This is a genomic window from Massilia orientalis (genome assembly GCF_030411975.2).
GTDB lineage: Bacteria > Pseudomonadota > Gammaproteobacteria > Burkholderiales > Burkholderiaceae_D > Telluria > Telluria orientalis.
The window spans coordinates 171,300-183,581 of sequence record NZ_JASNRB020000010.1 but is presented as its reverse complement, the minus strand read 5'-3'; the positions used below and the strand labels follow the sequence as shown (position 1 = coordinate 183,581).

Here is a 12,282-nt window from a genome sequence, read left to right as displayed (position 1 = left end):
CGAATCATCTTATGCTAGTCTGCATGGGCCGCACAAGAAGTCAGCGCGGCGTGATCAGGTCAGCCGACACTGACCCGCAACCCGTGAACACACCATGTCCAAGACCTCCCTGCTCGCCGCCGACCGCCCCTTCGATCAACCCTGCCCCATCCGCGACGTGCTGGATCGCATCGGCGACCAGTGGAGTCTCCTCGTTCTCGACGCACTCGAAGGCGGCACCAAACGCTTCAACGAATTGATGCGCGCACTGGGCGACATCTCCAAGCAGATGCTGTCGCAGACCCTGAAGCGCCTGGAGGAAGACGGCTTCGTGCGCCGCACGGTGTATCCGGAAGTGCCGCCCCGGGTCGAGTACGACCTCACGCCTCTGGGCCACTCGTTCCTCGTGCCGATGCGGGGTCTTGTCGCGTGGGCCGACGAGCATCATCGGCATGTGTGCGAGGCGCGGGCACTGTACCGGACCAGCGCGCCGTAACGAAAAACGTTTCCTGGCTTGGTTTTTATTTATAATAAACAATAACCTTCCACAAAAACCAGGAGACAATTTTGAGCAAAGCAGGTCACCAACAGGTCAACCCTACCCGGCGCCGCGTGCTCGGCACGCTGGGCCTCGCGGCCGCCGCCGCAGGCATGCCTGGCCTCGCCGGCGCAACCGTCGTGACACGCACTGAGGGCGACAAGGACAAGCTGGCGCTGTGGTACGACAAACCGGCGCGCCAATGGGTCGAGGCCCTCCCCGTCGGCAACGGCCGGCTGGGCGCGATGGTGTACGGCCGCCCGCTGCAGGAGCGCCTGCAGCTGAACGAAGACACCTTGTGGGCCGGCGGCCCGTACCGTTTCGACAATCCCGGCTTCAAGGCCGCGCTGCCGCGCGTGCGTGCGCTGATCGACGAAGGCAAGTTCATCGAAGCGCGCGACCTCGTGGCGAAAGAGATGATCGCGCAGCCGGCCACGCAGATGCCCTACGGCGCGGCCGGCGACCTGCTGTTCGACTTCCACGGCGTCGATGGCGCGCAAGGATTCCGGCGCACGCTGGACCTGGACAGCGCGATCGCGACCACGCGCTTCGCCAGCGGCGCCGTGCGCCACGTGCGCGAGGTGTTCTCCAGCGCGCCCGACCAGGTGATCGTGCTGCACCTGCAAGCCACCGGCGGCACGCTCGACTTCGACGTCGGCTACCGCCACCCGCGCGAGGTCAAGTATGGCGACGGCACGTTCGACGTCACGAAGGCCAGACATGACGTCCCTGCGGGCGCCCCGTGGGACGTCAGCGAAGACCTCGCGGAAGCCCAGCGTCCCGCGAGCCTGTCCATCCGCGCGGACGGCCCGCGCGCCCTGCTCGTCGAAGGCCGCAACGCCGACCACGCCGGCGTCAAGGGCGCCCTGCGCTACGCCGTGCGCGTCATGGCCCTGGGCGATGGCAAGGTGGACGTCGACGGCGACCGCCTGCGCGTGCGCGGCGCGCGCGAGGTCACGCTGCTGATCGGCGCCGCGACCAGTTTCGTCAGCCCCCGCGACATCGACGGCGACCCGGTCAAGGCCGTGCGCGAGCGCGTGGACGCCGCCGCGCGCAAGCCGTATGCGCGCCTGCGTGCGGACCACGTGCAAGCACACCGCGCGCTGTTCGGGAGGCTGTCGCTGCGACTCGGCCGCGCCGACGCCGGCACCGCCCCCACCGATGCGCGCATCGCCGCCGTCCCGCAGACCGACGACGCGTCCCTCGCGACGCTGGCCGCGCTGTACCTGCAATACGGCCGCTACCTGCTGATCTCGTCGTCGCGCCCGGGCAGCCAGCCCGCGAACCTGCAGGGTATCTGGAACGAGGGGATCAATCCGCCGTGGGGCAGCAAGTACACCATCAACATCAACACCGAGATGAACTACTGGCCGGCGGAAGCGGCCAACCTGGCGCCGTGCGTGGAGCCGCTGGTGAAGATGGTCGAGGAACTGGCCGTCACCGGCGCGGCCGTCGCGCGCGAGTCCTGGGGCGCGCGCGGCTGGGTCGCGCACCACAACACGGACCTGTGGCGCGCGGCAGCGCCCATCGACGGGCCGAACTGGGGCATGTGGCCCTGCGGCGGCGCGTGGCTGTGCAAGACGCTGTGGGACCACTACGAATACAACCCCGACGACGCCTACCTTGCCCGCATCTACCCCGCGTTGAAAGGCGCGGCGATGTTCTTCGTCGACGTTCTCGTCGAGGATCCGAAGGGCCGTGGCCTCGTCACGTCGCCGTCGCTCTCGCCCGAGAACCCGCACCACCCGGACGTCGCCGTGTGCGCGGGGCCGGCGATGGACCGCCAGATCGTGCGCGACCTGTTCGCATCGACACTCGCGGCGCACGCGAAGCTGCGCGATCCGGACGCGGACTTCCGCAAGGCGGTGGAAGCGAAACGCGCACACCTGGCGCCGGACCGCATCGGCGCGCAGGGCCAGTTGCAGGAATGGCTGGACGACTGGGATGCGCAGGCGCCGGACCAGCATCACCGCCACGTGTCGCACCTGTACGCCGTCTATCCCAGCGAGCAAATCAACGTGCGCGACACCCCCGACCTGATCGCAGCGGCCAAGGTGTCGCTCAACACGCGCGGCGACATGTCGACAGGCTGGGCCACCGCATGGCGCCTGGCGCTGTGGGCGCGCATGGGCGACGGCGAACACGCGTACAGCATCCTGCGCGGCCTGCTGGCGCCGGAGCGCACCTACCCGAACATGTTCGATGCGCACCCGCCGTTCCAGATCGACGGCAACTTCGGCGGCGCGGCCGGCATCCTGGAAATGCTCGTGCAATCGTGGGGCGGCGAGATCCGCATCCTGCCGGCGCTGCCGCGCGCGTGGCCGGAAGGTGCCGTCCACGGCATTCGGGCACGCGGCGGCATCGAGGTCGACCTGGACTGGACCGGCGGCCGCGCCACGCGCGTCGCGCTGCGCGGCAAGCCGGGGCAAGCGGCGAAGGTGCGGATCGGCGAGCGCCTCGTGACCGTCAAGCTCGACGCTTCCGGCCGCGCGCGCGTCGCGCTCACTTAGTTCACCGCCTCCGGCACGGGTACCGGCGCGGCGGCGCGGCGCCGCGCCAGCAGCACGATCAGCGCGGCGACGCCGCACGCCGCGGCCGCCGTGTACACGGCCGGCGAATACGTGAACGCGATCGTGCGGATGCGGCCCGCGCCGTAGGCCGCCACGGCCGCCCCGAGCTGGTGGCCGGCGAAGACCCAGCCGAAGATCATCGGCGCGCGCTTGCCCCACGCCTGCGCGGCCAGCTTCACGGTCGGCGGCACGGTCGCGATCCAGTCGAGGCCATAGAACATGGCGAACAGCGTCAGGCCCGTGAGCGTGAAGTCGGCCGACGGCAGCCACGCCAGCGACAGCCCGCGCATGCCGTAGTACCAGCACAGCAGGTAGCGGCTGTCGTAACGGTCGGACAGCCAGCCCGACAGGATCGTGCCCACGAGATCGAACGTGCCCATCATCGCCAGTACCGACGCGGCGGGGACGGCGCCCAGGCCCGCGTCGCCGCACAGCGAAATGAAGTGGGTCTGGATCAGGCCATTCGTCGACAGGCCGCAGATGAAGAAACTGCCGAACAATACCCAGAACACGCGGTCGGCACGCACGCTGGCCAGCGTGGTGAACGGCGTGCGGATCGAGACCGGTGCGCGCGCCGGCACGACGGGTTTGATGGTCGTGTCGCCGCCATAGGGTGCGAGCCCCAGTTCCTGCGGATGGTCGCGCACGAACAGCAGCGCGAGAATCGCCACGAAGGCGCAGCTGGCCATCACGGGCAGCAGCGCCAGGCGCCAGCCGCCATGCTCGATCAGCCACGTGCCGACGGGGAGGAACACGAGCTGCCCCGTCGCCGAACTCGCGGTGAGCAGCCCCATGACGAGGCCGCGGCGCTGTTCGAACCAGCGGTTGGCGACGACGGCGTTGAGCACCAGCGCCGTCATGCCGGAACCGAGCCCCAGCATCACGCCCAGCAGCAGCACGAGCTGCCAGAAGTCCGTCATCTGGCGCACGAGACCGAGGCCGGCCGCGATGACCATCAGCGCCGTCACCATCACGTTGCGCAGGCCGAAGCGCTCCATCAGCAGCGCGGAAAAGGGTCCCATCAGGCCGAACAGGGCGAAACGCACGGCGAGCGCGGACGAGATCTGGTCGACGGTCCAGCCGAATTCCTGGCTCAGGGGTTTCAGCAGCGCGCCCGGCAGGCCGAGGGCGGCGGACGACGACAGCGCCGTCAGGAAGGTGATGGCGGCGACGAGCCAGCCGTAGTGCAGGCCGCGGCGGCCCATCCACTGGGCAAGAGAGGTGGAAAGCATGAGCGTCCTTAGTCGAGAAGACGGGCCGTGGCCGCGTCGAGGATACGGCGGGCATACGCGTCGTCATCGACAGACCGCGCCAGCACGAGCGCGCCGACCATCGTGGCGAATGCGGCGAGTGCGTCGTCCGGCGTCGCGTCGGGTTTTTTCCTGCGCATGGCGGCGCCGAGGATGTCGACGAGGGTCTTGACGCCCGCCTCGAAATGGCGCGGCAGTTCCGGGCCGTGGCGGGCCGCGTCCGGGCCGAGCGAGGCGATGATGCAGCCGGAACCGACGCGGCCGCGGTGGCCCGGCGTCAGGTAGCGGCGCACGAGGGCCGCGTAGGCGCTCTCCCCCGCGTCCGCCGCCGCGCGCCGCCAGCCGTCGATGCCGGTCTCCAGCGCGCGGTCGCAGGCCTGGGCGATCAGGTCGTCCTTGGACTTGAACTGTTTATAGAACGCGCCGTGCGTGAGGCCGGCCGCGGCCATCAGCTCGGCGAGGCCGACGCCGTCAAAGCCCCGTTCGCGGAACAGGCGGCTGGCGGCGTCGATGACGGCCTGGCGGTTTTCCTCCGCCTGGATTCGATTGACTCGCATGGTTTCCTCCAAATTGGATGTCAATCATAATCCATTTTCCAAAATAGATGTCAAGCACAATCTATTTTTACTGCCGTAAAATACGTACTTTCGACAACGCAGCACCGTCCGCCATGCACATCAATCCCGAACGCAGCACCCGCCCCGACTACGACCTGCTGGTACGCCAGGTCGCCAGCGTCCTCGAGGGCGAGCGCGACCTCATCGCCAACGCGTCGCAATTCTCGGCGCTCGTCTACGACACCCTCGCCGACCTGAACTGGGCCGGCTTTTACCTCACCGTGCCCGCGAAATCGGGCAATGGCGAAGATTTGCTCGTCGGCCCGTTCCAGGGCAAGCCCGCGTGCGCCCGCATCCCGTTCGGCCGCGGCGTGTGCGGCACGACGGCCGTCAAGCGCGAAACCATGGTCGTGCCGGACGTGCACGCGTTCCCGGGCCACATCGCATGCGATTCGGCGTCGAATTCGGAAATCGTTATCCCGCTCGTCAAGAACGGCAGGCTGGTGGGCGTGTTCGATATCGACAGCCCGCTGCTCGACCGCTTTTCCGGCGAGGACAAGGCCGGGCTGGAGGCCATGGTGGCGGCGTTTCTCGAGGCGACCGACTGCTGATTCCGGATACAATAACCGCCTGACCTTTCTCTCCCCCGCATCATGAACCAACTCGAACAGCTCAAGCAGTACACCACCGTGGTGGCCGACACCGGCGACTTCCAATCGATCAAGGCCTACGCACCGCAGGACGCGACGACGAATCCGTCGCTGATCCTGAAGGCCGTCCAGAAGCCGGAATACCGTCCGCTGCTGGAAAAGACGATCGCCGACTTCCCGAACGCATCGACCGAGGAAATCGTCGACCGCCTCCTGATCGCGTTCGGCACCGAGATCCTGAAGTTCGTGCCGGGCCGCGTCTCGACCGAAATCGACGCCGCCCTGTCGTTCGACACGGAAGCGACGGTCGCCAAGGGCCGCGAACTGATCGCCCTGTACGAAGCGGCCGGCATCGAACGCTCGCGCGTGCTGATCAAGATCGCGTCGACGTGGGAAGGCATCCGCGCCGCCGAGATCCTCGAGAAGGACGGCATCCGCTGCAACCTCACGCTGCTGTTCTCGCTGTGCCAGGCCGTCGCCTGCGCCGAAGCGGGCGTGCAACTGATCTCGCCGTTCGTCGGCCGCATCTACGACTGGTACAAGAAATCCACGGGCACCGACTACCAGGGCGCGGACGATCCGGGCGTGCAGTCGGTCAAGCGCATCTACCAGTACTACCGCAAGTTCGGCTACAAGACCGAGGTGATGGGCGCGAGCTTCCGCAACACGTCGCAGATCCTGGAACTGGCCGGCTGCGACCTGCTGACCATCTCGCCGGACCTGCTGCAGAAGCTGGCCGACACCGAAGGCGCCGTCGAGCGCAAGCTGGTGGCCGACGCGAATGCGGACATCGAGAAGATCGCACTCGACGAAAAGACGTTCCGCTTCATGCTGAACGAAGACGCGATGGCGACCGAGAAGCTGGCCGAAGGCATCCGCGCGTTCTGCGCCGACTCCGGCAAGCTGAAGAAGATGATCGAAGAAATGCGCTGATCCGCACGGACCGCGCAAGTAAGACGGCAGCCCGCGGGTGAACTGAACCCGCGGGCTGCCGTTTTTGTTTAACGCATGAGCATCGGGCGCGGCGCCTCGAACGCGTCGAGACGGAATACGCTGACCAGCTGTCCCAGCGCGGCCGCCTGTTCCTGCAGGCTCTGGGCCGTATGGGCCGCCTGCTGCACGAGCCCCGCGTTCTGCTGGGTCACCGTGTCCATCTGCGTGATGGCCTGGTTCACCTGCTCGATGCCGGCGCTCTGTTCGCGGCTCGCGTGGCTGATCTCGGCCATGATCGCATGCATTTGCTGCACGCTGTTCAGCACCTCGGTCATCGTCACACCCGCTTCCGTGACGAGCACATTGCCCGCCTCGACCTGCTGCACCGAACTCCCGATGAGTTCCTTGATTTCCTTCGCGGCGGCGGCCGAACGCTGGGCGAGATTGCGTACTTCCGTCGCGACGACGGCGAAGCCGCGGCCCTGCTCACCCGCACGCGCCGCTTCGACGGCGGCGTTCAGCGCGAGGATATTCGTCTGGAACGCGATGCCGTCGATGACGGCGATGATGTCGACGATCTTCTGCGACGATGCGTGGATCGAGCCCATCGTGTCGACGACGCGCGCCACGGCCGCGCTGCCCTTCTGGGCGACGCCGGCCGCGGTGTCGGCCAGCGCGTTCGCCTGGCCCGCGTGGTCGGCGTTCTGCTTCACGGTCGACGTCAACTCCTCCATCGACGCGGCCGTCTCCTCCAGCGAGCTGGCCTGCTGCTCCGTGCGCGACGACAGGTCGAGGTTGCCGCCGGCGATTTCGTCGGATGCCTGCGAGATCGTCGTCGTCGCGCCGCGCACGTCGCCGACGATCTTCGCCAGGTTGTCGCGCATGGATTTCATTGCGAACAACAGGCTCGAATCGTCGCCTGCGCGCGTGTCGACCCGCACCGCCAGGTCGCCGGCGGCGATGCGCGCGACGATCTCGGTGGCGTAATCCGGCTCGCCGCCGAGGCGGCGCATCAGCCAGCGCGTGAGCAGCATGGCGCCGGCGGCGCCCAGCACGACGCTGCCCAGCACCAGCGACACGATCCACATGCGCGACGCCGTGTAGCGCGCATTGCCCTCGACCGCCGCGGCGCGGCCGCCTTCCGTGTACATGTCGACGATCTTGTCGACGTGGCCCCGCAGCGCCACGACCAGCTTGTTCGACTCGCCGCGGATCAGCTTCTTGGCCAGCTCGGCGTCGCCTGCGCGGGCCGCGGCCCGGATTTTGGCGTCTTCCGCCATATAGCGGTCCCACATCTCCAGCAGGTCCGCATACGTCTGCTTTTCCTCGGGCGATTCGAGCAATTTCACATAATCGTCCTGCATTTTATGGAGGTCATCCAGGTCTTTTGCAATGACCTTGTCATATTTATCCATTTCCGTCTGTTCGCTGGAAATGATGTATTGCAATTCGCGCGTGCGGATACGTGCAATCTGCGATTTGATGTCTTCGATGACGCGAATACCGGGCATCCAGTGCGATGACAATTTCATCGACGTGTCATTAACTTGTGCTAATTGCCATATTGCGACACCGCCAACAAGCGCGGTTAGCGCAAGGATAGCGGCAAATGCAATTCCCAATTTAGTAGCGAGGCGCAAGCTTGATAAATATCTCATGTTGACGTTTGAATATGTTGACCTTCATGTTACAATGTTTCCTTACGTCAACCATGATAACGCACATGAGTTGTCTACATATCCCTGTTTTTCACTCTTGTCGAGTTTTTGCGACACCTCGTTCTTGATTCCAGAACGTAACATTTTCGCACAACGATATTTAAATAACAGGAATTAGATTGCGAAAAAACATTGGCATATTTTAGAATTTAAAAACTTACCTAACGGCAACTTTTGGAGTTCTTTACATGCTCACTTCCATTTCCCGCATTGGCAAAATCGTATTCGCCAACGCTGCCATCGACTGGAATACCGACCTCGATTCCATTCTCGAAATTCTGTTGAAACATTTTGATAGTTTTAACGGGAATGGCTTTTACGCGCATCCCAATGAGGTGCAATTGCGCACCGAATTGGGGCGTGTTCCGGTATTGGCCCATTTCACCGAAGGATTACTCGGCCTGCGCACGCATGGTGCAGTGATTCATAACCTCGGCCTGGCCGGACTGCCGGAAGAACGCCGCAACGCGGCCCTGTACGCGCTGACCCTGATGCTCGGCTATCCCACCTCGACGGACCAGCGCACCGGCCGCGTCGCGTGGGATGTCCGCGCCAGGCCCGCCACGGAAGGCGGTAGCCGCTTCACGACCTTCTCCGAGCGCGTCGGCAACGCCGACATGCACACGGATTCGTCGTTCTATCCGATGCCCGAAGAGCAGTTCGTCCTGTACGTGGTGCACGCCGCACGTTGCGACGGCGGCAAGTCGCTGCTGGTCGACGGCGACGACATTTACGACGCGCTGCAGCGCACGGACGAAGGCCGCGCCGCGTTCGACCTGCTGTGCACCACGCCGGTGCCGTTCCGCGTCCCGGCCGTGTACGCGGCCGGCGAGGAAACCGTCGAAGTCCACGTGGCCCCGGTGTTCGGACCGGTCACGCGTGCCGCGTCCCGCTACAGCGTGAAGCCGGCGCCGCGCTTCGCGATGCGCTGGCGCTACGACTCGATCCTGAAGGGGCTCGACGCCCGCCCCGACCTGGCCACGCCCGCCCTGTGCGACGCGCTGGCGCTGATGAACGAGGTGGTCGAAAAAGGCGCCGTTCGCTTCGAGGAACAGCTGCCGGACGACACGCTGATGCTGGTCGATAACCACCACATGCTGCACGGCCGCACGACCTACACGGACGAGCGCCGCCACCTGATCCGCATCCGCATCTCGGATGTGCCGAACGCCGAACGCATCGGTCCATCGGGAGTGGCAAGGGACTGATATGACAGAAACCGTTCTGACCCGCGGCAGCATCGCCAACGCCGCGGTCCAGGCGCCCGCCGACGGCCTGCCCGCGGCGCGCCGCCGCTGGGCGATGCTGGCCCTGATGACGGGCGTCTCGATGGCGTCGCTCGACACGGCGATCGCCAACACGGCGCTGCCCGAGCTGGCCCGGCAACTGCACGCCGGCGCCGCCGCCTCCGTCTGGATCGTCAACATCTACCAGTTGGCGATGGTCGCCACGCTGCTGCCGTTCGCGGCGCTGGGCGAGCGCGTCGGCTACCGGAGAGTCGCCACGGCCGGCCTGGCGCTGTTCACGGTGGCATCCTTATTATGTGCGCTGGCGTGGAACCTGCCGCTGCTCGTGGGCGCGCGCCTGCTGCAGGGCCTCGGCGCCGCCGCCCTGATGGGCGTGACGACGGCGATGATGCGCGCCATCTATCCGGCGCACCTGCAGGGCCAGGGTTTCGGCCTGAATGCCCTCGTCGTGGCGGTGGCGTTCGCCGTCGGTCCCACGCTCGCATCGCTGATCCTGGCGCTGGCCTCGTGGCCGTGGCTGTTCGCCATCAACGTGCCGATCGGCGCCGCGGCGTTCGTGCTCGCCCGCCGCGTCCTGCCCGACAACGCGCGCGGCAAGCACGGCTTCGATGCCAGCGCGGCGCTGTGCAACGTGGGGGCGTTCGGCTTCCTGATCCTGTTGCTGGGCGATGCGGCGCATGGCGTGCCGCCCGCGCGCCTGGGTCTGGAGGCCGTGGCGACGGCCGCGTGCTTCGCGCTTCTGTTGCGGCGCCAGCGCGGCCATGCGGCGCCGATCCTGCCGACGGATCTGCTGGCGCGGCCGCTGTTCGCGCTGTCGGCGCTGACGGCCGTGTGCACGTTCGCCGTCCAGAGCCTCGCGTTCGTCGCCCTGCCCTTCCACTTCGAGCAGGTGCTCGGCCGTTCGCCCGTCGAGACGGGCTTCCTGCTGGCGCCCTGGCCCGTGCTGGTCGGGATCATGGGCCCGATCTCCGGCCGTTTGTCCGACCGCCATGAATCCGGGCTGCTGGCGGGAATCGGCCTGCTGGTGCTGTGCGCCGGCATGGCGGCGCTGCTGTGGATGCCGGAGGCGCCGTCCACGTTCGCGATCGCATGGCGCATGGCCGTGTGCGGCATCGGCTTCGGCCTGTTCCAGGCGCCGAACATGAAGGCGATCATGGGCAGCGCGCCGCGCGAACGGGCCGGCGGCGCGAGCGGCATCGTCGCGACGGCGCGCCTGACGGGCCAGGCCGGCGGCGCCGCGCTGGTGGCGGGCTGCCTCGTGCTGTCGGAGCGCCATGGCACCACGTATGCCCTCGCCGCTGCGGCGGGCATCGCGTTGCTGGGCGCCTGCATCAGCTTTGCGCGGCTGCACCCGCGCACGCGAGGCTGACGAGAAGCCGGGATCACTGCGTGAACGCGATCAGTTCGATGTTCAGTTCACGCATCCCGGCCGGGGCATAGATCGCGATCGCCTCCGCTTTCAGCGCATTTTCGTAGAGCCCGTTCCTGGTCGACACCGAGAAATAATAGGTGTCGGGCCGGACCGGGACCGCGGCCGGCACCTGCGGCATGTGGGTCAACGCGATGCCGGGAAGGGCCGACGCCACGATGCGTTCGATGTCGTCGGGCGATCCGATCTTGAACCGGATCGGCACGGCGGACACCAGTTCGAGCGCCGGCATGTCCGCGCTCACGGCCAGGCAAAGCTGCGTGTCCTGGGCCAGCTTCGCCGGATCGAGCGCGCCTCTGAAATGCGTGCGGCGATTATCCTCGGCCACGAGCGGAATCGTGAAATACCTGGCCGAGATGACGGTATCGACGAGGTCGCGGATCAACGCATCGAGCTGTGCGAACGTGACGCCGGGATCCGCGTGGTCGTAGGCCGGCAAGTCCGACGTCGCGTACCTGTCCGAAAAGGTCATCAGGCCGCCCGCAAGCGCGAGCAGCTTCTCGTACAGCGCTTCCGGGTGCTGTACGCGGGAACGCGAGCAGTGCTGCAGGGATGCGTTCGCGGTGCTGATGACGTTCAGCATCCACCAGGACGTGATGTCGCCGGCGTGGACCTCGTAGGTGGACGCGTTCGTCTTCCGGTGCGCGGCATGAAGGGACACGATCTTCGCGGTCAATGCGCTCATCAGGCCGTCGAGCAGTTGCTGGAGCGGACGGGCAGCACTGATCGCCACGCACGGCGGGACAAACGTCGGATCGACCTCGAAACCGCCACGCGGATCACGATGGATGCGCAACACGGGAAAACTGACGTGGCCATCGCGCGGCTCGGCATGCGAAACGAGCCGGGCCCGCTTCTTCAGGAACGGCACGTCGATCGGCACCGCGTCGCTGAACAGGTCGGATGTTTCCGACTCGGCCAACGCGTAACGACCGCCCTCCTCCGCATTCGCGCCATGCGGCCGAATGGTCGGAAGCGCGGCATACATCGTGAACGTATTGATCTCCGGGGGCAGTCGGGCCAGGTCGACCGGGACCGGCAACAAGTCCGTCGCGGGGGCCTCGTAGACCGCCCCGTCCGGGAAGATCAGCGACATGGCCTGCGCTTCGAGCAGATTATGGCCCAACGCATCCATATTCCACTCCAGTAGACGTGCACCCCAAAAATTCGGATTGAGCGCCGACGCCATCCTGAGCAGCCGCGTCTCGTGGTACAGGTCCTGCCGCTGGAAATGCTGGGGTCCAAGCGTCAACCCCTCGGACCACAAGATCTTCGCGCCCAAGCTCATCGTTGCCTCCTCGTTCAAAATTCGCTCAGGAAAGCATGGCGGGCATTGCGCCTCGGTCCGTTGAGAGGGCGCAACTTTATTCTCAGCAAGAGGGGAATAATGGCGGCTTTAAAGGAAACCAGC

The 12,282-nt window shown here is 66.4% G+C and carries 10 protein-coding genes; 6 read left to right on the top strand and 4 right to left on the bottom strand.

Annotated features, from left to right (window positions below; all coding sequences use genetic code 11):
* Positions 1 to 94 precede the first annotated feature (94 nt).
* Both QPK29_RS18005 and QPK29_RS18000 read left to right on the top strand, forming a co-directional pair.
* Positions 95 to 475, top strand: coding sequence for a winged helix-turn-helix transcriptional regulator (locus QPK29_RS18005; protein ID WP_371770128.1), 381 nt, complete (start codon positions 95 to 97; stop codon positions 473 to 475).
* A gap of 71 nt (positions 476 to 546) precedes the next feature.
* The gene (locus tag QPK29_RS18000; protein WP_371770129.1) at positions 547 to 3,027 is read left to right on the top strand and encodes a glycoside hydrolase family 95 protein; all 2,481 of its coding nucleotides are present in this window, start codon (positions 547 to 549) and stop codon (positions 3,025 to 3,027) included.
* Here the strand turns inward: QPK29_RS18000 and QPK29_RS17995 are convergent.
* Together QPK29_RS17995 and QPK29_RS17990 are read right to left on the bottom strand one after the other, a co-directional pair.
* Positions 3,024 to 4,319: an MFS transporter gene (locus tag QPK29_RS17995; RefSeq protein ID WP_160410217.1), complete on the bottom strand. Its 1,296-nt coding sequence runs from the start codon at positions 4,317 to 4,319 to the stop codon at positions 3,024 to 3,026. The genes QPK29_RS18000 and QPK29_RS17995 overlap by 4 nt on opposite strands.
* An 8-nt stretch (positions 4,320 to 4,327) precedes the next feature.
* Positions 4,328 to 4,894 carry a TetR/AcrR family transcriptional regulator gene (locus QPK29_RS17990; RefSeq protein WP_371770130.1) on the bottom strand — a complete coding sequence of 189 codons (567 nt, stop codon included), beginning with the start codon at positions 4,892 to 4,894 and terminating at the stop codon, positions 4,328 to 4,330.
* Positions 4,895 to 5,007: 113 nt separating this feature from the next.
* Here QPK29_RS17990 and QPK29_RS17985 point away from each other — a divergent pair, with 113 nt between their 5' ends.
* Both QPK29_RS17985 and tal read left to right on the top strand, forming a co-directional pair.
* On the top strand, positions 5,008 to 5,505 hold the full coding sequence (locus QPK29_RS17985; RefSeq protein ID WP_160410215.1) for a GAF domain-containing protein: 498 nt from the start codon (positions 5,008 to 5,010) through the stop codon (positions 5,503 to 5,505).
* A 42-nt stretch (positions 5,506 to 5,547) separates the two neighbouring features.
* A complete protein-coding gene (gene tal / locus QPK29_RS17980; RefSeq protein ID WP_371770131.1) occupies positions 5,548 to 6,477 on the top strand; it encodes a transaldolase in 930 nt (309 codons plus the stop codon).
* A 68-nt stretch (positions 6,478 to 6,545) separates the two neighbouring features.
* Here tal and QPK29_RS17975 read toward each other — a convergent pair whose 3' ends face one another.
* On the bottom strand, positions 6,546 to 8,135 hold the full coding sequence (locus tag QPK29_RS17975; protein ID WP_371770132.1) for a methyl-accepting chemotaxis protein: 1,590 nt from the start codon (positions 8,133 to 8,135) through the stop codon (positions 6,546 to 6,548).
* Between the two features lie 401 nt (positions 8,136 to 8,536).
* On the opposite strand from QPK29_RS17975, the gene QPK29_RS17970 reads away from it, so the two are divergent.
* Together QPK29_RS17970 and QPK29_RS17965 are read left to right on the top strand one after the other, a co-directional pair.
* Positions 8,537 to 9,403 carry a TauD/TfdA family dioxygenase gene (locus QPK29_RS17970; RefSeq protein WP_400189794.1) on the top strand — a complete coding sequence of 289 codons (867 nt, stop codon included), beginning with the start codon at positions 8,537 to 8,539 and terminating at the stop codon, positions 9,401 to 9,403.
* A 1-nt stretch (position 9,404) separates the two neighbouring features.
* Complete coding sequence (locus QPK29_RS17965) at positions 9,405 to 10,811, top strand: MFS transporter (RefSeq protein WP_371770134.1); 1,407 nt, start codon at positions 9,405 to 9,407, stop codon at positions 10,809 to 10,811.
* A 13-nt stretch (positions 10,812 to 10,824) separates the two neighbouring features.
* Here the strand turns inward: QPK29_RS17965 and tssK are convergent, their stop codons facing one another.
* On the bottom strand, positions 10,825 to 12,159 hold the full coding sequence (tssK, locus tag QPK29_RS17960) for a type VI secretion system baseplate subunit TssK (protein ID WP_371770135.1): 1,335 nt from the start codon (positions 12,157 to 12,159) through the stop codon (positions 10,825 to 10,827).
* Between the last annotated feature and the right edge of the window lie 123 nt (positions 12,160 to 12,282).